Source organism: Paracoccus albus (genome assembly GCF_027913035.1).
GTDB lineage: Bacteria > Pseudomonadota > Alphaproteobacteria > Rhodobacterales > Rhodobacteraceae > Paracoccus > Paracoccus albus.
On the sequence record NZ_CP115775.1, the window covers coordinates 637223 to 657077 of the forward strand.

Here is a 19855-nt window from a genome sequence, read left to right on the forward strand (position 1 = left end):
GCCGTGGCCGCGCTCACCCCGAGGAGCGGCCCTGCTGACCGGGCCGAGTTTCCCTTGGCAACGTACGCGCAAATCCGCTCCCGAAGGTCCAAAGAGTAAGGTTTGCCCATAATCCAGCTCCCAAAAGAAGTGAATCAGACAAACCGCCTCATGTGAATCCCATTTTGGTTCAGGTCAAACGCAAACCGCTTTAGCGGCGAAGGAGGTCGGTCCATCGCGCCCTTGATCGCCCAAGGCGCGATAATGGCATTGGCGGTGAGGCCAGCGTTGAAGGTCTGTGTGCCCCATGACCGGAACCGGGCGTCCATGACCAGCGGACCCCCACGAGATGCCCAACCCCGAAGACGGGTCAGGTTTATCTTCACCGAGGCTTCATTTCGCAGGCCTTCGTGCATTAATAAAGACAACGCGCTCAGGCTGGGCTGGCATCGCCGGGATACGATATTTGAACCAGTCTTCGCTCTGCTGCTTTACCTTGGCCCGGCGACGCTCGGCGGCCACCAGCGACGTTTTTGTGCGTATGGCCAGATTTGCGGAGGAACTTGTCGATCGCACTCAGATGCGCATGCACGCCGGTCGCGTCATGCAAGGCGGACCTCAGCCCCGGCATGGTGATATCACCGTCCTGCGCTATCATCTCGGCGAAGAACGCGCGATACGGATCGAGTTTTCCCTTACCCTGGCGGACCTTATGGGGTGGCGCAAGGCTGACCCGTCCGCCGGATCGAAAGCGACAATCCGGCCCCGGTCACCGGCGACAGTCTCGGGCGCAGCGCTGCCACGCGCCCGCTTAATCCTCCTTCAATCAATCGCTGGAACTGCGTCCGAAGCGCGCCCGATAATGCTGCAGATATGATCATTCCTCCCAAACAGGATGAATCACAAATCAGGCTTCAAGGGAATCCAAACGATTCAGCGTTTTGGCAGGCCGCTGTAGATGAAGGTTGCCGCCAAGATTCTGGATCGTCCCGCGAATGCACGGCGCTTCAGATTGTTTCTTTTGTTTTTGCTCATCAGTACCAGCTGTGTTTTCACGACCATCCTTGAGTAAAAAAAACGGGGCAAAAGTTGCCCCGTTTACAACCTAATGTCTGACGATACAGACCATTTACAGATCCATCAGAAGGCGGCGCGGGTCCTCAAGCGCTTCTTTCACGCGGACAAGGAAAGTTACCGCGCCTTTGCCATCAACGATCCGGTGGTCATAGCTCAGCGCCAGATACATCATCGGGCGGATGACGATCTCGCCGCCAACGACCATCGGGCGATCCTGAATCTTGTGCATCCCAAGAATCCCCGATTGCGGCGGGTTCAGGATGGGCGAGGACATGAGCGAGCCGTAAACACCACCGTTTGAGATAGTGAATGTGCCACCCTGCATTTCATCCATGGTCAGCTTGCCGTCACGGCCCTTTTTACCAAGTTCGCCGATCTCTTTTTCGATCTCGGCAAAGCTTTTGTCATCGGCATCCTTGACGACCGGGACAACCAGACCCTGCGGGGTGCCGACGGCCACGCCCATATTGACGTAGTTCTTGTAGACGACCTCGGTGCCGTCTATTTCGGCATTGACCTCTGGTACCTCTTTCAATGCATGGCAGCAGGCTTTGACGAAGAAGGACATGAAGCCAAGCTTGACGCCATGCTTCTTTTCGAACTGGTCCTTGAACTCGTTGCGCAGCTCCATGATCGCCTTCATGTCCGCCTCATTATAGGTGGTCAGCATGGCGGCGGTGTTCTGCGCGTCTTTCAGACGGCGGGCGATGGTCTGGCGCAGGCGGGTCATCTTCACCCGCTCTTCACGCTCGGACTGATCGGCGCTGCGCGGTGCGGTAGCGGCCTTTGCCGGTGCCTTGTCCGACTTGGCCGGGGCGGATGCGGCCTTGGCCACGTCTTCCTTCATGACCCGGCCGTCCTTGCCCGATCCCTGAACAGCGTCGCGGCTGATGCCCTTTTCGGCCATGGCCTTCTTGGCCGATGGCGCGTCTTCGACATCGCCGCGCTCTTTGACGTCTTCAGGTCCCGCACCCGGAGATCCGACATCGCCCGCTTCTTCGACTTCGGGATCCTCTGTCTCGGGTTCCTGCTCATTCGCCTCACCGGAAGAGGCGGCACCTTCCGCACCTTCGGTGATGACGGCAAGGCGAGCACTGGCATCGACAGTGGCACCCTCTTCGGCGATGATTTCCGCCAGAACGCCAGCCGCAGGTGCGGGCACTTCTACCGAAACCTTGTCGGTCTCCAGTTCGCACAGCATCTCATCGGCGGCTACGGCGTCGCCAACCTTCTTGAACCACGTCGCGACCGTCGCTTCGGTCACGGATTCGCCCAGGGAGGGCACCATTACATCAACTGCCTTACCGCTCATCTTCTTCTGTCCTTCCTGAGCATTGCTGGCCGGCTTTTTGGCGGCCGGTTCTTCGTTCGCGGCCGGTTCGGCAGCTTGGTTTGTTTCATCGGCGGGCGCAGATGCGGCGCCCTTACCGGTTTCATCTATCTGGGCCAACAGTGCATTCGGCGCGACGGTTTCCCCCTCCGTGGCAACGATCTCCGCCAGCACACCCGCGGCTGGGGCAGGGACCTCTACCGTCACCTTGTCGGTTTCCAGCTCACACAGCATTTCATTGACGGCAACGGCATCACCCGGTTTCTTGAACCAGGTGGCGACCGTCGCCTCTGTGACGGATTCGCCCAATGCAGGCACGCGGACTTCGGTTGTCATCAGTTATCCCTCAATGCTGAGTGCGTCATTGACGAGCGCTTGCTGCTCGGCCTTGTGACGCGAGGCCAGACCGGTTGCGACAGATGCCGCAGCCGCACGGCCTGCATAACGCGCGCGAGCCGCCTTGTGTTCCAGTTTGTCCAGAACCCATTCCAGATTCGGCTCGACAAATGTCCAGGCCCCCTGGTTCTTAGGTTCTTCCTGACACCAGACGATATCTGCATTGGCGAAGCGTCCAAGCTCTTTGGTCAGTGATTGGGCGGGGAACGGATAGAACTGTTCCAGCCGCATCAGATAGACGTCTGTGATGCCACGCTCATCCCGCTCTTTCAGCAGGTCGTAATAGACCTTGCCAGAGCAGATGACGACGCGCTTGATCTTGTCATCGGCGACTAGTTCCGTTTCTGAATTTCCGCGCTCTGCATCGTCATGCAATACCCGGTGGAAGGTCGAGCCGGTCTGGAACTCTTCGGCCGTCGAGACCGCCATCGGGTGACGCAGCAAGGATTTCGGCGTCATGATCACCAGGGGTTTGCGGAAGCTGCGCAGGATCTGACGGCGCAGGATATGGAAGTAGTTGGCTGGCGTCGTCACATTCGCGACAATCCAGTTATCCTCGGCGCTCATTTGAAGGAAACGCTCCAGCCGGGCAGAGGAGTGTTCAGGCCCCTGACCTTCATAACCATGCGGCAGCAACATCACGAGGCCCGACATGCGCAGCCATTTCTTCTCACCCGATGAAATGAACTGGTCGAACATGATCTGCGCGCCATTGGCAAAGTCACCGAACTGGGCTTCCCACAGGGTCAGCGCGTTGGGTTCTGCCAGCGAATAGCCATACTCGAAGCCAAGCACCGCATATTCAGACAGCATGGAGTCGTGGACCTCATAGCGGGCCTGACCTTCGCGGATGTTGTTCAGGGGATAATAACGCTGCTCTGTCAGCTGATCGACAAAGGCCGAATGGCGGTGGCTGAATGTGCCGCGGGTCGAATCCTGACCGGTCAGGCGCACCGGGTGGCCATCCAGCAGCAGCGAGCCAAAGGCCAGTGCCTCGCCGGTCGCCCAATCGAAGCCCTTGCCAGAGTTGAACATTTCCTTCTTGGCTTCGATCAGCCGTCCCACCGTTTTGTGCAGGCTGATATCGGCGGGCGGCGTCGTCAGCGCCTTTCCGATTGCCGCCATGCTTTCCGCCGGAATGCCGGTATCGCCGGGGGTGTATTCCGTGCCCTCTTTCTCGAACCCGGTCCATTTGCCGTCCAGCCAATCGGCCTTGTTGGGCTTGAAACTCTTGCCGATGTCGAACTCTTCGTTCAGATGCGCCTGGAACGCAGCCTTCATGTCCTCGATCTCGCCTTCGGGGATCAGCCCGTCGGCGACCAGCCGGTCAGTGTAAAGTTGCAGGGTCGTCTTGTGGCCCTTGATTTCCTTATACATCAGCGGGTTGGTGAACATCGGCTCGTCACCTTCGTTGTGACCGAAGCGGCGATAGCAGAAGATGTCGATGACCACGTCCTTGTGGAATTTCTGCCGGAACTCGGTCGCGACCTTGGCGGCGTGGACCACCGCTTCGGGGTCGTCGCCGTTTACGTGGAAGATCGGGGCTTCCACCATCAGCGCGATATCGGTCGGATAGGGCGAGGTGCGGCTGAAATGCGGCGCGGTGGTAAAGCCGATCTGGTTGTTCACCACGATATGGATGGTCCCGCCGGTGCGGTGGCCGCGAATTCCGGAAAGCTGCAAACATTCCGCGACGATGCCCTGACCTGCGAAAGCGGCATCGCCATGCAGCAGGATCGGCAGGACCTTCGTACGTTCAGGCGAGTCCTTCAGCTGATCGCCCTTTGCGCGGGCCTTGCCCAGCACGACCGGGTTCACGGCCTCGAGATGCGAAGGGTTCGCGGTCAGCGACAGGTGCACGACGTTCTCGTCGAATTCACGGTCCGAGGATGCGCCGAGGTGATATTTCACATCGCCCGAGCCATCCACGTCCTCGGGCTTGAAGCTGCCGCCCTGAAACTCGTGGAAGATCGCCCGGTAAGGCTTGTTCATCACATTGGCCAGAACCGACAGTCGGCCACGGTGGGGCATGCCGATGACGATTTCCTTCACGCCAAGCGCGCCGCCGCGCTTGATGATCTGTTCCATCGCCGGGATCAACGATTCACCGCCATCAAGGCCGAACCGCTTGGTTCCCATATATTTGACATGCAGGAACTTCTCGAAGCCCTCCGCCTCGACCAGCTTGTTCAGGATGGCGCGGCGTCCTTCACGGGTGAACTGGATTTCCTTGCCGTAGCCCTCGATCCGCTCTTTCAGCCAGGCGGCTTCTTCCGGGTTCGAGATATGCATGTATTGAAGCGCGAAGGTGCCGCAATAGGTCCGCTTCATGATCTCGTTGATCTGACGCATAGATGCGACTTCCAGCCCGAGAACATTGTCGATGAAGATCGGGCGGTCCATGTCGCCCGCCTTGAAGCCATAGGTTTCGGGCTGCAACTCACCATGATCTGGAACCTCACGAAGCCCCAGCGGATCCAGCTCGGCGTGAAGGTGGCCGCGGATCCGATAGGCGCGGATGAGCATCAGGGCGCGGATCGAATCCAACACCGCCTGACGCATCGCATCGGGCGTGATTTCCTTGCCCTTCTCGGTGGCCTTGGCTGCAATCTTTTCCATCGCGGCAGTCGCCTCGGCCTTGGAGGCCATCGGCCATTCTCCGGTCAGCGCGGCGATATTCTCTCCAGTCGGGGCAGGCGGCCAGTCGGCACGCTTCCAGCTTGGTCCGGCAGCTTCGGCTTGCGCATCTGCCGCGTCATCGCCAAGGGCAGCAAAGTACCGGTCCCATGCCTCATCCACTGCTGCCGGGTCCTTTGCCCATTGGCCGTAAAGCTGTTCGACATAGGTCGCGTTATGTCCCTGAAGGAAGGACGAGTCGTGAAAGTCGGCGTTTTTTGGTTGGTCGTTCATGATGTTTGCTCCAGCGGGCTCGGCCCGAAGCGGTTGGTTCCCGGCTGTGATTTCTTCAGCAGCCCGATGGCAATGAAAATTGTTGAGACGATGGCGATCAGGCACAGGAACAAAAAGATGAAAACCTGTGCCCGAGACGCGGCAATCCCGGTATCGGCGGCACGTCCGATGACGATCAGCCCGGCCAGTGGCAAAAGCGGGAAGATCAGCCACCAGCCGCTTTCGCCTACATCATGCAGGCGCCGGACGGTCACTGTCAGACCGGGCACGAACGAACTGCAGAAGAAGATGACAAATGGCAGGAACGGGTCCTGCGGCGCGGGCTGGCTATTGAACTGCATCACATAGAACAAAGCGGACAGGCAGATCAGCACGACCAGAAGGAAGGCGACGAACCACCAATATTCCGCACGCTGCGCACGGCCCGAGAAACGCCAATATTTCCCGAAGACGCTTTTCACAGCTTCGCGCATGGTCATGGAAGGCGCTGCGGCTGATTGCGCAAGCTCTTGCCGCCACGCCTTGCCGCCGATTGGCTGCGCTTTTTCGACGGGTCGCTCGGCTTCCCTGGCGTCGGGCGGAGGTTGAAGGGTCGCGCGTTCCATCACCACCTCACGCACAGTAGATATCGATCATGCGCGTGCCCGGATCATCAAGCGGCGAAACCTGCGAGACGGGGGTAACATAGTCCACGCCCCGGCTTTCAAGCCGACACAGCGCCGCTGCAGCGCGGGCATCGGCATCGGGTGGCGCAGAAGAGGGATGATAGATCAGGCGCCATCCAAAATCGCGCCGCGATACGGTCCGCACCGCATCCGGCGGCAAGCTTGTGGCGCGGGGCAGATTGGTGCTTGCCGGTACGCCGCCACGCAGCAGTTCATCCGTGGTGCGTGGCCCGCAGGACGACAACGTCAGCACAGCCGCTGCGAACAGCGCCGGGGGGGCAATCCGCCGCCCCGCAGACGCGGGGGCTGGGTCGGCTTTGGCGTGGCTGGTCTTGTCCATCTAACCTGCTGCACAATTTATCCGCATCCCCATAGTTATGATGGGGATGCGCTATGTCAAATCATCAGCTTTTGATCGCCTTCAGCACGGCTTCACCAAGCTGGGCGGGGCTGTCGGCAACGACGATACCGGCGGATTTCATCGCCTCGATCTTCGATTCCGCATCGCCCTTGCCGCCCGAAACGATGGCGCCGGCATGACCCATCCGACGACCCGGAGGAGCCGTGCGCCCGGCGATGAACCCGGCGGTGGGCTTCCATTTGCCCTTCTTCTTCTGCTCGGCAAGGAATTCGGCGGCTTCCTCTTCTGCCGAGCCGCCGATTTCGCCGATCATTATGATGGATTCGGTTTCATCATCGTCAAGGAACATGCGCAGCACATCGATATGCTCCATCCCCTTGATCGGGTCGCCGCCGATGCCGACAGCCGAGGACTGGCCGAGACCCACGTCAGAGGTCTGCTTCACGGCCTCATAGGTCAGCGTACCTGAACGCGAAACGACGCCGACCGAACCGCGGCGGAAGATGCTGCCCGGCATGATGCCGATCTTGCATTCGTCGGGGGTCATGATGCCGGGACAGTTCGGGCCGATCAGGGTCGAAGCCGAACCCTCAAGCGCGCGCTTGACCTTCATCATATCCAGCACCGGAATGCCTTCGGTGATCGCCACGATCAGCGGCACTTCGGCGTCGATGGCTTCAAGGATCGAATCCGCCGCGAAGGGCGGGGGCACATAAATCGCCGTCGCATTCGCGCCGGTCTTCGCCACAGCCTCATGGACCGAGTTGAAGACGGGCAGATCAAGGTGATCCGTCCCGCCCTTGCCGGGCGTCACGCCGCCGACGACCTGCGTGCCATAAGCAATCGCCTGTTCGGTGTGGAAGGTCCCCTGAGAGCCGGTGATGCCCTGGGTGATAACCTTGGTGTTCTTGTCTACGAGGATCGCCATCGGGATTATCCTTTCACCGCTTTAACGATTTTTTCTGCGCCGTCCTTCAGGTCGTCGGCGGCGATCACGTCCAGGCCGGATTCGTTGATGATCCGTTTGCCTTCTTCGACATTGGTGCCTTCAAGGCGCACGACCAAGGGGACCTTCAGCCCGACCTCTTTCACGGCGGCGACGATGCCTTCCGCGATGATGTCGCAGCGCATGATGCCGCCGAAGATATTCACGAGGATACCTTTGACGTTTTCGTCCGAGGTGATGATCTTGAACGCCTCGGTCACCTTGTCCTTCGTCGCGCCGCCGCCGACATCGAGGAAGTTCGCCGGTTCCGCGCCATACAGCTTGATGATGTCCATCGTCGCCATGGCAAGGCCCGCGCCGTTGACCATGCAGCCGATTTCACCATCGAGCGCGATATAGTTCAGGTCGTATTTCGACGCGGCGAGTTCCTTGGGGTCCTCTTCGGTCTCGTCGCGCAGGGCGAAGATGTCGTCATGGCGATAGAGCGCGTTGTTATCGAAGCCCATTTTGGCATCGAGCGCTTTCAGATTGCCGTCTGTGGTGACGATCAGCGGGTTGATTTCCAGCATCTCCATGTCCTTCTCGATGAAGAGACGATAGAGATCCTTGACCAGCTTCACGCATTGCTTGACCTGGCCGCCCTTCAGGCCAAGGGCGAATGCCACGCGACGGCCGTGGAAATCGGACAGGCCCGAGGCCGGATCGACGCTGAAGCTGACGATCTTTTCTGGGGTCGAAGCCGCGACTTCCTCAATATCCATGCCGCCTTCGGTCGAGGCGACGAAGCTGACGCGGCTGGTCTGACGGTCGACCAGCAGGGCGAGATAAAGCTCGGTCTCAATGTCCGAACCGTCTTCGATATAGATACGGTTGACCTGCTTGCCAGCTTCGCCAGTCTGATGCGTGACCAGCGTGCGGCCCAGCATCTGGCGGGTCATTTCTTCCGCTTCCGAGGTCGATTTGGCCAGACGCACGCCGCCCTTATCGCCCGCTTCGGCTTCCTTGAATTTGCCCTTGCCGCGGCCACCTGCATGAATCTGGGCCTTTACGACCCAAAGCGGGCCGTCCAGTTCACCGGCTGCACGCTTCGCATCTTCGGCACGGGTCACGACGCGACCGTCGCTGACCGGGACGCCATAATCGCGCAGCAGCGACTTGGCCTGATATTCGTGGATGTTCATGGCAAACCTCTGTTTGATACGGTTTGCCCGTCTGTCTGGCACATTAAGACGCGGGGATGAACCTACTTTTACGCCCACCTTCCAAGTTAGCTACAAAAAATGCATGTTGTGATCACGCAAAGAAATGCTGTGATCACATAATTTATGAAGGGTGATAGTGGGCTTGCTGGAACAACCGGCAAGTCGGGAATCGAATGGGAAATGAAACGGCTTTTCGTGCTTTCCGGGCTGAAACTTAGCGACGCCAATCGTGCATTCAGGCCCGGCGGTTGGTTGCGCCTGCCGGCCGACCAATTCAATCTGTGGCGACTCGAAGGATGGATTCAATGCGCTCCGAAACAATTCCCCGACCTGCACGATGGGGTATCGTGGCAACAATAGATGAACCGGCAAGCCTGATCGCCGCCTGGGTTGCCTATCACCTCACAATCGGCGCGAGCGAGATTCACATCTTCTTCGACCGACCGAATTCAGAAGCCCGGAGCCTGCTGGAAGGGATGAGCGGCGTTTTCCTTCATGCTTCTGGGGAGGATGGGTGGAGAGGCCTCACATCCGGCCGCCGACCGGGGCGGCATCAGGCACGTCAGGCATATAACGCGACGCGCATCCTGAATGAAACAACGCTCGATTGGCTGGTGCATTGTGACGCGGACGAGTTCCTGAGGGTATCGGACCCGCTTGGAGATGAACTGGCGAACGTTCCCGACAATATCGAATGGCTGCTGATCGAGGTGCAAGAGCGTGTCTGGACCGGCGCCGAAACTGAAGGCGATATTTTTGCTGGGGCGTTTCGGCTCCCGCTGGCTGATTTCGAATTGATAGGACCGGGACTTTATGGCGCGGCGCGGGCCATGCGCATGAATGCAGGGCTAAGCGGGCACGATGTCGGTAAGGCTTGTGTGCGGGCAGGCAGGGGGCATGTCATGAACATTCACCGACCGGCGAGGCACAGGCATTCAAAGCGCTGCGATCTGAGATTTGCAAAATGCCGGAGCGCATGCCTGACGCATTTCAACGGAATGACTCGTTTGCAATATATCATGAAGATGCTTCGGCGCGGCCTCGTATTGCTTGATGGGCTGCCCTCCCCTTCGTCTGCGGCGCGCAAACAGCAATTTGAGACTGCGCTGTCACATGCCGGCGATGCAGAGGCGTTGAATATGTTGTGGCAGGATATGCAGTATATCAGTGCGGAAGAGCTGGAAATTCTGAAGGAGTTGGAAGCTATCCGGTTCGACGATCTGAATATTGCAGAGATTGCGCAAAAAATGTTTCAGAACAGGCTGCGCCTGAACCCGGCCGATTTTGACCGCACACTGATTGCATACGAGGCCGCGGCGATTGGCGAACTAGTCGATCGGCTGGGCTTTGCGCCCGACGCGGTTATGGCAGAAGTACCCCGTTAAGCGAAGAAAATGCGAGAAACGATAGTGCAAAAATGAAAACGACGCGCCATGAGGCGCGCCGTTTCGTGTTCTTGGAAATGATCGCTCAGGCCAGCGACGAATCGATCTGCTTGCAAGCGTCGACAAGGCCTTTGACTGCATCGACCGACTTGTCGAACATCGCTTGTTCGTCCTTGTTCAGCTTGATGTCGATAACCTTTTCGATCCCGCCCGCGCCGATCACGGTCGGCACGCCGACATACAGGCCCTTCAGGCCATAGGCGCCGTCAACATAGGCTGCGCAGGGCAGAACGCGCTTCTGATCTTTCAGGTATGCTTCCGCCATTTCGATGGCAGACGTCGCTGGGGCGTAAAAAGCCGAACCGGTTTTCAGAAGGCCAACGATCTCGGCGCCGCCGTCGCGGGTGCGCTGAACGATTTCGTCCAGCTTTTCCTGGCTTGTCCAGCCCATCTTGGCGAGATCGGGAAGCGGGATGCCTGCAACGGTCGAGTAACGTGCCAGCGGCACCATGGTGTCACCGTGGCCGCCCAGAACGAAGGCTGTGACGTCGCGCATGGACACACCGAATTCCAGCGACAGGAAGTGACGGAAACGCGCCGAATCGAGCACGCCGGCCATGCCCACGACCTTCTCGGCCGGAAGGCCCGAAAACTGCTGCAGCGCCCAGACCATCGCGTCGAGCGGGTTGGTGATGCAGATAACGAAAGCGTTCGGGGCGTGCTGTTTGATGCCCTCACCAACCGATTTCATAACTTTCAGGTTGATACCGAGCAAGTCGTCGCGCGACATGCCCGGCTTGCGCGGCACACCGGCGGTGACGATGCATACATCGGCGCCCGCGATATCGGCATAGTCGTTGGTGCCCTTCAGCACGGCGTCGAATCCCTCGGCCGGGCCGGATTCAGCGATATCCAGTGCCTTGCCTTGCGGCACGCCTTCGGCGATGTCGAACAGGACGACGTCACCCAGTTCTTTCATGGCGGCGAGGTGGGCCAGTGTGCCACCGATCTGGCCGGCGCCGATAAGTGCTATTTTGGGACGAGCCATGGTTTCCTCCGGGAAATGGTCTATTGGTCGTGGCATGGGTTAGACGCTCATAAACGGGCTTTCAAGGCGCGATTCGCGGCATGGGGTGGCAAGTGGCCGAGTTAACGCAAACATCATGGGTTCTGGCGATTTTGGCGGCGATTGCGGTTGGCATGTCTAAAGGCGGCCTGACCATGATCGCCACGATGGCCGTCCCGCTTATGGCGCTGAGCATGTCGCCAGTCGTCGCGGCGGGAATCATGCTGCCGATATTCGTGGTTTCTGACATCGGCGGGCTGATCGCGTTCCGACGCAGTTTCGACCGGCGTGTGTTATGGACGCTGTTGCCAGGCGCAATCATAGGCATCGGCCTTGGCTGGGCGACAGCACACCTGATCAACGACGTGGCTGTCATGGGGCTCGTCGGCGTGATCGGTGTATCTTTCGCGTTGAATGCGCTTTTCCGGTCTTCCGGGCAAAAGCTTCGCCAACCGTCGCCCGCCGCAGGCAATTTCTGGGGTTCGGTGGCTGGCTATACCAGCTTTGTCAGCCATTCGGGCGCGCCGCCTTATCAGGTTTACGCTCAGCCTTTGGGGATGAGCAGCCAGTTGTATGCTGGCACGACGACGGTGTTCTTCGCGATCGTGAATGCCGTGAAGCTTATACCTTACGCCGCGCTCGGGCAGTTGAGCATGGCGAACCTTCGGGTCTCGCTGATGCTGGTACCGGCAGCGATATTCGGAGTGTGCCTAGGCCTGTGGCTGCTGCGTATCATGCCGCAGGCCTTGTTTTACAAGCTGATCACCTGGGCGCTGCTTCTGGTATCGCTGCGTCTGATATGGAGCAGCGGTTCTGCGTTGTTCGGCTGAATGTTTCGCGTAGTTCATGGGTCCAGTTCGGACGTTCAACCAGCAGGCGCTGATTGCGGCAAGCTGAAATTGGTGCCACAACTATGCACAGATTCATCCAGCCGGAGGCCAGCCAGATGTTCATCTTAATTGTCGGGGTCGCACTGTGGTGGGCCGCGCACCTGTTCAAACGTGTTGCACCACGCCAGCGGGCGCAGCTTGGCGAGCCGGGCAGGGGAATGGTCACCGGCGCATTGATCCTGTCGGTCATTCTTATGGTGTGGGGCTATCGCAGTGCGCCAATGGGGGATGTCTGGTGGGGTCCCTCGCCCATGATGAAGGGAATCAACAATCTGCTGATCCTGCTGGCATTCTACCTGTTTGCCGCTTCGGGTATGAAAACCGGCATAACCCGCAGGATTCGGCACCCGCAACTGACAGCATTCGCGCTTTGGTCGGTGGCGCATCTGCTGGTAAACGGCGACGCGCCTTCGCTGATTTTGTTCGGCGGGCTGCTGCTCTGGGCTGTCGTTGAAATCATTGTAATCAACCGCGCAGATCCGAATTGGCAGGCGCCCGCGCATCCGGTTCCAATCCGCCAAGAAGCGATGGCGTTCATCGGCGCGATCCTTGTATTCGGAGTAGTGGGACTGATCCATGCTTGGCTGGGCTATAACCCCTTCGGGGCATGAGGAAGCAAAGATATGGCAACAGTTTTCCGGTTCCTGACAGAGGATGATACGTCCGCATTCTGTCACAAGGTCAGCGCGGCTTTGGACAAGGGATGGGTTCTGCACGGTCAGCCGGTCATGGCCTTCGATCCGATCAAGGGAATCATGCGCTGCGGGCAGGGCGTTACCAAGGAAATTGACGGTGCATATAGTCCTGATATGAAGCTTGGCGAGCAGTAGCAGTGGTCTCGATCCGTGCGGTGTCACACGGAAGATTGCTGCCTGTTCGTAACTCAGCGGGCAGCGTTTCCCGACGATCGCTTGTCTGTGATCACAGCGCCAGATACTGTGATCACAAAGTGCGGATTTATCTACATTTTTGTCATGGGGCTGGACAAGTACGGGTGACAGGCGCGAAAAAAGCCGTATGACATCTTGCGAAATCCAGCCAGCCCGCGCGCCAGCTGCTGCCGTGGGCCCGCAATAAAGACTGAAAGGGGACAACATGGCTGACGTGAACCGGGATAACCGGCCGCTTTCACCTCATTTGCAGGTCTACCGGCTGCCATTGGCCGCCATAACCTCGATTTTGAACCGCGCGGCGGGCCATGGCATGGTTGCTGGTTTGCTGCTTCTGGCATTCTGGCTGCTTGGTGCCGCCGTTGGTGGCGGTATGTGGGAAAGCGCCGATTGGCTGACGCGCAGCTGGTTCGGATTTCTCGTGCTGCTCGGTTCTTGCTGGGCGCTGTGGTACCACTTCCTGGCCGGTATCCGTCATTTCTTCTATGACGCGGGCGAAGGGCTGGAGATCGAGACCGCGCATAAGACCAGCATCGCGATCATTGCAGGTTCGGTCGTCCTGACCCTGCTGAGCCTTGTCATCTACCTTCTGTAAGGGGACACCATGCGTTACGTCACCCCCCGCAAAGCCGCCGTCGGAATGGGCGCGTCCCATACCGGGACCGAACATCACTGGTGGATGACGGTCAGTTCCGCCGCATTGGCGCTGCTGACGCCGTCCTTCCTGATGGTCATCGGCACGGCGCTGCAACTGCCTGATCGTGCTGACATCCTGCTGTATTTCACGCGTCCCTATCCGGCGATTGTCGTCGCGATCTTCATGACGCTTGGGATGATGCATTTCATCAAAGGCACGCGGATCATGATCGACGACTATTTCGATCATACCGCACGTAAGGTGGCTATCCTGTTTTCGGTCGTTTTCGGCTGGGCGGTGATCGCCATGACACTTTTCGCACTCGCGCGCGTACAACTTGCCTTCGCACAGGCCGTCTGAGGTTCCCATGGCTGAGAATAACGAAAACCAAGCGACCGAAGCGGCCGATACGAAATACCCTTACGAGGTTCATGATTACGACGTTGTCGTCGTGGGTGCCGGTGGTGCGGGCCTGCGTGCGACGCTCGGCATGGCTGAACAGGGCCTTCGCACGGCCTGCGTGACCAAGGTCTTCCCGACCCGTTCGCATACCGTCGCGGCGCAGGGTGGGATTGCCGCCAGCCTGTCCAATATGGGGCCGGATAACTGGCAGTGGCATATGTATGACACGGTCAAAGGCTCTGACTGGCTGGGCGATACCGACGCGATGGAATATCTGGCGCGCGAGGCACCCAAGGCTGTTTACGAGCTGGAACATTACGGTGTTCCCTTCAGCCGGACCGAGGAAGGCAAGATCTATCAGCGCCCCTTCGGCGGCCATACGACCGAATTCGGCGAAGGCCCGCCCGTGCAGCGCACATGTGCCGCTGCCGACCGCACCGGCCACGCCATCCTGCACACACTTTATGGCCAGTCGCTGAAGAACAATGCTGAATTCTTCATCGAATATTTCGCGCTCGACCTGATCATCACCGATGGCAAATGCACCGGCGTCGTCTGCTGGAAGCTGGACGATGGCACCATGCATGTCTTCAACGCCAAGATGGTGGTGCTGGCCACGGGCGGTTATGGCCGCGCCTATTTCAGCGCGACCTCAGCCCATACCTGCACCGGCGATGGCGGCGGCATGGTGGCCCGCGCCGGTCTGCCGCTTCAGGATATGGAATTCGTGCAGTTCCACCCGACCGGCATCTATGGCTCTGGCTGCCTGATCACCGAGGGCGCACGTGGGGAAGGCGGGTATCTGACCAACTCCGAAGGCGAGCGCTTCATGGAGCGTTATGCCCCGACCTATAAGGATCTTGCGTCCCGCGATGTGGTCAGCCGCTGCATGACCATGGAAATCCGCGAAGGCCGCGGCGTGGGTGAGGAAAAGGATCATATCTTCCTGAACCTCATGCATCTTGATCCCGATACGCTGGCCGAACGTCTGCCGGGTATTTCTGAATCGGCCAAGATCTTCGCCGGTGTCGATGTGACGCGCGAGCCGATTCCGGTTCTGCCGACCGTTCATTATAATATGGGCGGCATTCCGACGAACTATTGGGGCGAGGTGCTGAACCCGACCGAAGAATCGCCTGATCAGGTATTCCCCGGCCTTATGGCCGTGGGCGAGGCTGGCTGCGCATCTGTGCATGGCGCGAACCGCCTCGGCTCAAATTCGCTCATTGACCTTGTCGTCTTTGGCCGTGCTGCGGCGATCAAGGCGGGCGAAGTCGTCGATCCGGGCACGCCGGTCCCGGCGACGAATACGGCAGCGGTAGAGCAGATTCTCAACCGCTTCGACAGCATCCGAAACGCCAATGGCGGGACGCCGACCGCACAGTTGCGGGACCAGATGCAGCGCACCATGCAGGCTGACGCCGCCGTCTTCAGGACTGACAAGACGCTGGCAGAAGGCGTTGAGAAGATGAAGGAAATCGCAGCGAAGATTGACGACCTTCACGTCACGGATCGCGGGTTGATCTGGAACACCGACCTGATGGAAACGCTGGAGCTGACCAACCTTATGCCCAACGCGATGGCCACCATCGTTGCGGCAGAGGCGCGCAAGGAATCGCGCGGTGCTCATGCCCATGAGGATTATCCGGATCGCGACGATGAGACATGGCGCAAGCACAGTCTTGCGTGGGTTGATGGCAACAATGTGACATTGGAGTATCGCCCCGTCCATCTTGATCCGCTGACGAAAGAAACAGAAGGTGGTATCGATCTGAAGAAGATTGCACCGAAAAAGAGGGTTTATTGATGCGTCTGATACTTTCCCTTGGCGCGGCGTCGCTGATCCTGGCCGGTTGTGTGGCCCGCGTTCCGCCAAGCCAGCCGTCCTCGCCGATCCCGACACCTGCACCTGCACCGGCGCCCAGCCAGCCGTCCACCACGCTGGACAGCTCGACCCGCGCAGTTGCACGCGATGTAGTTAACCGTGAGATGGCAAAGCGCCTGCCGGGTCGCAACGTTGCGCCATATACCGATTGCGTGATCAACAACGCCTCGATGGCGGAGCTGTCAGATATCGCATCGCGCGGCGTGAATGACAGCGGCTCTGCCGCGTCTTCTGTCGCCACGATCGTGCAACGTCCGGCAGCATCGCAATGCGTTGCCAAGGTGGCGGCGACCGCCTGATGCACTATGTGGCGATCCTGACGGCAGTTTTCGCACCGGCATTGCTTGCCGGTTGCGGACCGCTGCCGCTTCAGGATGCCGAGCAGGTCTGTCTTGAAGATGCCCGCGCCGCGACCGGTCCCCGTGGATCGGTTGGCGTGGGTGTCGGCACCGGCAGTGGTGGCCCGCGCACTTTCAGCCGCTTCGAGGTGTCGGTTTCGTCCGATTACATCATGGGGCGCGATCCGGCTCAGGTCTATGCATCCTGCGTGCAGCGCCGCGCCGGACAGCCCCCTTCGCGACCGCTTTACGACCAGCCCGGCTGGTCGGGCAGGGGCTGATGCTGGCCACCCGCCAAATAACAAAGGCAGGGCGTCACTCGCCCCTGCGCCACCGCGGTGTGGCACCTGACTGCAAGCTACGGCCCATATGCGGCCATCAATTCGACGCCTTCCAGGTCCGCAGGGCCCAGAAGAAAGGAGCCTGAAAATGGTCGAGTTTTCCCTTCCCAAGAACAGCAAGATCAGGGTCGGCAAGACCTGGCCGAAGCCGGAAGGCGCGACCAATCTGCGCAAGTTCAAGATCTATCGCTGGGATCCGGACACGGGTGAGAACCCGCGGTTGGATACCTATTTCGTTGATCTGGACAAATGCGGACCGATGGTTCTTGACGCGCTCATCAAGATCAAATCAGAGATCGACCCTACCTTGTCCTTCCGCCGTTCCTGCCGCGAGGGGATCTGCGGCTCCTGCGCCATGAACATCGACGGTGGCAACCATCTGGCCTGTATCTATGGTATTGACGAAGTGAAGGGCGACGTGAGCATTTATCCGCTGCCGCATATGCATGTCGTCAAAGATCTGATCCCGGACCTGACGCATTTCTATGCACAACATGCCTCGATCAATCCTTACCTGATCACCAAGTCGCCGGAACCCGGTAAAGAGTGGAAACAGTCCATCGACGACCGCAAGAAGCTGGACGGTCTGTATGAGTGCATCATGTGCGCGTCATGCTCGACCTCTTGCCCAAGCTATTGGTGGAATGGCGACAAATATCTTGGCCCGGCAACGCTGCTTGCGGCCTATCGCTGGATCATCGACAGCCGCGATGAGGCGACGCCGGAACGTCTGGATCAACTGGAAGATCCGTTCAAGCTGTATCGTTGCCACACGATTATGAATTGCACCAATACCTGTCCGAAAGGGCTGAATCCGGCGAAGGCCATCGCTGAGATCAAGCACATGCTCGTCGACCGGATCGTCTGAGCAGTCAGTACGACTTTCTCAGACGCCGCGTTGCAGCTTGATAACGCTGCGGTGCGGCGTTATCTTTGGTGTGGGAGGAACCACGAGACCCGAGGTTCACCATGACCAACCCAAAGCAGAGCGATACAGCAAAGCCTGACGCCAAATCGGCAGCAGCCGTTTTGGAGCAGATGTTTGCTTACTTCAGCTATGAAGGTCTGCCCAAGGCAAAAGGCGCCTGAGCTTTCCGCTGCGCGGGTCACAATCCGCGCAGCGATCCTTTGGCTGACCGGGCGCTGTGAAACTGGCCCTATTCCTGCAAGCCGTCCTCGGCCAATGCACTGAGAAGAAACTTCTCAAACGCATCAAGGTCGACGGGGTCGAACTGGCCAAAACCCTGCATCCAGATCGTGGCCTGACGCAGGCCATCAGGATCAAGCCGGCACCATGTGATGCGGCCGCGCCGTTCCTGCTGGATCAGCCCTGCGGCTGCCAGAACGACAAGATGTTTCGACACGGCTGCCAGACTGACGTCGAAAGGCGCGGCGACGTCACTGACCGCCATGTCATCTTCCAGCAACATGCCGAGAATGCGCCTGCGGGTCGGGTCCGCAAGGGCCGAGAATATCTGGTCCAGGCGTTTTTCGGGTTCGGACATAGTGTGAATTATGGCTCAATACTCAACTTGGCGGTTGAATTATGTTGCAGGCGCGTGGGCGTTGCAACCGCCTAGTAGGGTCGCGATGAAATAAAATATGCAATGATAACAATATACTAATCCGATACCCGATCTGCTTGACTCGGGGCGTCCTGAACCCTATCACCGCCCCCGAGATAACAGGGGTGTGAATCTTGCCTGATCGTGACGACGGCACGCCGGATCCTGAAAGGTTAAGGCGGCTGGAAGAACGGCTGGCGCAAGTGAAGCTTCCCAAAGCGCCCACCAAAGCGGCGATCAATATGCGTCATGCTGATACGGCCTGGCGAATGGTGATCGAACTGGTGTCGGGACTCGGGATCGGGTTCGCCATCGGTTACGGACTGGACAGTTTGTTCGGCACGATGCCGATCTTTCTGATCCTGTTCCTGCTGATCGGGCTGGCGGCTGGCATCAAGGTGATGTTGCGCACCGCTGAAGAATTGCAGCGCAAGGCTGCGCAGAACGGGCAGGGTGATCTGCCGCAAACGAGGGATGATACACGTGGCGACGGAAGCTGATACCGGCCTTGCTTTCCACCCGATGGACCAGTTCATGGTCAAGCCGCTGTTCGGCGACGGTGCGGTTCACTGGTACACCCCGACCAACGCAACCCTGTGGTTTGCGCTGACTCTGGTCGCGATCATCGCACTTCTGGTTTTCGGCACTCGTGGCCGTGCCGTCGTGCCTAACCGCGTACAGTCCATCGCAGAGATGACCTATGGCATGGTCTATAAAATGCTGGAGGACATCTGCGGCAAAGAGGGGCTGAAGTATTTCCCCTATGTCATGACGCTGTTCTGCTTCATCATCTTTGCGAACTATCTCGCGCTGATCCCGAAAAGCTTTTCGACCACGTCGCATATCGCGGTGACGGCGGTGCTGGCGATTTTTGTCTTTGTCGGCGTAACCGTACTGGGTTTCGTCAAGAACGGGATGCATTTTCTGGAATTGTTCTGGGTCAAGTCGGCCCCGCTGGCGCTGCGCCCGGTTCTGGCCATCATAGAGGTGATTTCTTACTTCGTGCGCCCGGTCAGCCACTCTATCCGACTTGCGGGTAACGTCATGGCCGGTCACGCCGTGATCAAGGTTTTCGCCGCTTTCGCTGCCGTGCTTTGGATCGCACCTATCGCGATTGCCGGTATCGTCGGCGTCTATGCCTTGGAAGTGCTGGTCTGCATCATCCAGGCATATGTGTTCACCATCCTGACCTGCGTCTATCTGAAGGACGCGCTGCATCCGTCGCACTGACGGGCAAGGTTCAGGTCATCAATCCTTCCATTCCATAAAGCCTCAAGGAGCAAGAAACATGGAACAAATGGGTCAGTATCTCGGCGCGGGTCTCGCATGCATCGGTATGGCGGGCGCCGCCATCGGTGTGGGCAATGTTGCCGGCAACTACCTGTCGGGCGCGCTGCGTAACCCGTCGGCTGCCGCTTCGCAGACCGCCACGCTGTTCATCGGCATGGCCTTCGCTGAAGCACTGGGCATCTTCTCGTTCCTGGTTGCGCTGCTGCTGCTGTTCGCAGTCTGATCTTCTGCCATCCTTGCGGTTGGGTGGGGGCACAGCTTCCCCCACCTGATTGTAACTTGAACGGCCAGAGGTAGGAC

22 protein-coding genes are annotated in these 19855 nt (G+C 59.0%); 14 read left to right on the top strand and 8 right to left on the bottom strand.

Going from position 1 to position 19855, the window contains the following annotated elements; genetic code table 11:
* Nucleotides 1-852: 852 nt before the first annotated feature.
* Nucleotides 853-1047, top strand: coding sequence for a hypothetical protein (locus tag PAF20_RS03185; RefSeq protein ID WP_271072304.1), 195 nt, complete (start codon nucleotides 853-855; stop codon nucleotides 1045-1047).
* A gap of 61 nt (nucleotides 1048-1108) precedes the next feature.
* Here PAF20_RS03185 and odhB read toward each other — a convergent pair whose 3' ends face one another.
* The 6 genes from odhB to sucC form a co-directional block, all read right to left on the bottom strand.
* The gene (gene odhB / locus PAF20_RS03190) at nucleotides 1109-2722 is read right to left on the bottom strand and encodes a 2-oxoglutarate dehydrogenase complex dihydrolipoyllysine-residue succinyltransferase (RefSeq protein WP_271072305.1); all 1614 of its coding nucleotides are present in this window, start codon (nucleotides 2720-2722) and stop codon (nucleotides 1109-1111) included.
* A 3-nt stretch (nucleotides 2723-2725) separates the two neighbouring features.
* Nucleotides 2726-5692: a 2-oxoglutarate dehydrogenase E1 component gene (locus PAF20_RS03195; RefSeq protein ID WP_271072306.1), complete on the bottom strand. Its 2967-nt coding sequence runs from the start codon at nucleotides 5690-5692 to the stop codon at nucleotides 2726-2728.
* Complete coding sequence (locus PAF20_RS03200; RefSeq protein ID WP_271072307.1) at nucleotides 5689-6297, bottom strand: DUF805 domain-containing protein; 609 nt, start codon at nucleotides 6295-6297, stop codon at nucleotides 5689-5691. The genes PAF20_RS03195 and PAF20_RS03200 overlap by 4 nt, the downstream gene beginning before the upstream one ends.
* Nucleotides 6298-6304: 7 nt before the next feature.
* Nucleotides 6305-6697 carry a hypothetical protein gene (locus PAF20_RS03205; RefSeq protein ID WP_271072308.1) on the bottom strand — a complete coding sequence of 131 codons (393 nt, stop codon included), beginning with the start codon at nucleotides 6695-6697 and terminating at the stop codon, nucleotides 6305-6307.
* Between the two features lie 64 nt (nucleotides 6698-6761).
* Nucleotides 6762-7646, bottom strand: coding sequence for a succinate--CoA ligase subunit alpha (sucD, locus tag PAF20_RS03210; protein ID WP_271072309.1), 885 nt, complete (start codon nucleotides 7644-7646; stop codon nucleotides 6762-6764).
* Nucleotides 7647-7651: 5 nt separating this feature from the next.
* A complete protein-coding gene (gene sucC / locus PAF20_RS03215) occupies nucleotides 7652-8845 on the bottom strand; it encodes an ADP-forming succinate--CoA ligase subunit beta (protein ID WP_271072310.1) in 1194 nt (397 codons plus the stop codon).
* Nucleotides 8846-9171: 326 nt separating this feature from the next.
* Between sucC and PAF20_RS03220 the strand changes: the two genes are divergently transcribed.
* Nucleotides 9172-10251 (top strand): glycosyltransferase family 2 protein, encoded by a 1080-nt coding sequence (locus tag PAF20_RS03220; protein ID WP_271072311.1) that lies wholly within the window; start codon nucleotides 9172-9174, stop codon nucleotides 10249-10251.
* 85 nt (nucleotides 10252-10336) lie between these two features.
* On the opposite strand, the gene mdh is transcribed toward PAF20_RS03220, so the two are convergent.
* On the bottom strand, nucleotides 10337-11299 hold the full coding sequence (mdh, locus tag PAF20_RS03225) for a malate dehydrogenase (RefSeq protein WP_271072312.1): 963 nt from the start codon (nucleotides 11297-11299) through the stop codon (nucleotides 10337-10339).
* 92 nt (nucleotides 11300-11391) lie between these two features.
* Here mdh and PAF20_RS03230 point away from each other — a divergent pair, with 92 nt between their 5' ends.
* The 9 genes from PAF20_RS03230 (at nucleotide 11392) to PAF20_RS03270 (ending at nucleotide 17568) form a co-directional block, all read left to right on the top strand.
* The gene (locus PAF20_RS03230; protein WP_271072313.1) at nucleotides 11392-12147 is read left to right on the top strand and encodes a sulfite exporter TauE/SafE family protein; all 756 of its coding nucleotides are present in this window, start codon (nucleotides 11392-11394) and stop codon (nucleotides 12145-12147) included.
* A gap of 116 nt (nucleotides 12148-12263) precedes the next feature.
* Entirely contained in the window at nucleotides 12264-12818 is a 555-nt protein-coding gene (locus PAF20_RS03235) for an NnrU family protein (protein WP_271073241.1), read from the top strand.
* Between the two features lie 12 nt (nucleotides 12819-12830).
* Nucleotides 12831-13037: a DUF1737 domain-containing protein gene (locus PAF20_RS03240; RefSeq protein ID WP_271072314.1), complete on the top strand. Its 207-nt coding sequence runs from the start codon at nucleotides 12831-12833 to the stop codon at nucleotides 13035-13037.
* 265 nt (nucleotides 13038-13302) lie between these two features.
* On the top strand, nucleotides 13303-13692 hold the full coding sequence (gene sdhC / locus PAF20_RS03245) for a succinate dehydrogenase, cytochrome b556 subunit (RefSeq protein WP_271072315.1): 390 nt from the start codon (nucleotides 13303-13305) through the stop codon (nucleotides 13690-13692).
* Nucleotides 13693-13701: 9 nt separating this feature from the next.
* Entirely contained in the window at nucleotides 13702-14094 is a 393-nt protein-coding gene (locus PAF20_RS03250) for a succinate dehydrogenase, hydrophobic membrane anchor protein (RefSeq protein WP_271072316.1), read from the top strand.
* A gap of 7 nt (nucleotides 14095-14101) precedes the next feature.
* On the top strand, nucleotides 14102-15943 hold the full coding sequence (gene sdhA, locus PAF20_RS03255; RefSeq protein ID WP_271072317.1) for a succinate dehydrogenase flavoprotein subunit: 1842 nt from the start codon (nucleotides 14102-14104) through the stop codon (nucleotides 15941-15943).
* Nucleotides 15943-16320, top strand: coding sequence for a hypothetical protein (locus PAF20_RS03260; protein WP_271072318.1), 378 nt, complete (start codon nucleotides 15943-15945; stop codon nucleotides 16318-16320). Before sdhA ends, PAF20_RS03260 begins: the two co-directional genes overlap by 1 nt.
* Nucleotides 16290-16640: a hypothetical protein gene (locus PAF20_RS03265; protein WP_353620606.1), complete on the top strand. Its 351-nt coding sequence runs from the start codon at nucleotides 16290-16292 to the stop codon at nucleotides 16638-16640. Before PAF20_RS03260 ends, PAF20_RS03265 begins: the two co-directional genes overlap by 31 nt.
* A 148-nt stretch (nucleotides 16641-16788) precedes the next feature.
* Entirely contained in the window at nucleotides 16789-17568 is a 780-nt protein-coding gene (locus tag PAF20_RS03270; RefSeq protein ID WP_271072319.1) for a succinate dehydrogenase iron-sulfur subunit, read from the top strand.
* Between the two features lie 289 nt (nucleotides 17569-17857).
* Here PAF20_RS03270 and PAF20_RS03275 read toward each other — a convergent pair whose 3' ends face one another.
* Nucleotides 17858-18205, bottom strand: coding sequence for an ArsR/SmtB family transcription factor (locus PAF20_RS03275; RefSeq protein ID WP_271072320.1), 348 nt, complete (start codon nucleotides 18203-18205; stop codon nucleotides 17858-17860).
* 194 nt (nucleotides 18206-18399) lie between these two features.
* On the opposite strand from PAF20_RS03275, the gene PAF20_RS03280 reads away from it, so the two are divergent.
* From PAF20_RS03280 to PAF20_RS03290, 3 genes are read left to right on the top strand one after another with little or no spacing between them, the layout of a single operon-like run.
* Nucleotides 18400-18765, top strand: coding sequence for an AtpZ/AtpI family protein (locus PAF20_RS03280; protein ID WP_271072321.1), 366 nt, complete (start codon nucleotides 18400-18402; stop codon nucleotides 18763-18765).
* The gene (locus PAF20_RS03285) at nucleotides 18740-19495 is read left to right on the top strand and encodes a F0F1 ATP synthase subunit A (protein WP_271072322.1); all 756 of its coding nucleotides are present in this window, start codon (nucleotides 18740-18742) and stop codon (nucleotides 19493-19495) included. Before PAF20_RS03280 ends, PAF20_RS03285 begins: the two co-directional genes overlap by 26 nt.
* Before the next feature lie 58 nt (nucleotides 19496-19553).
* On the top strand, nucleotides 19554-19778 hold the full coding sequence (locus PAF20_RS03290) for a F0F1 ATP synthase subunit C (RefSeq protein ID WP_101498791.1): 225 nt from the start codon (nucleotides 19554-19556) through the stop codon (nucleotides 19776-19778).
* Nucleotides 19779-19855: the final 77 nt, after the last annotated feature.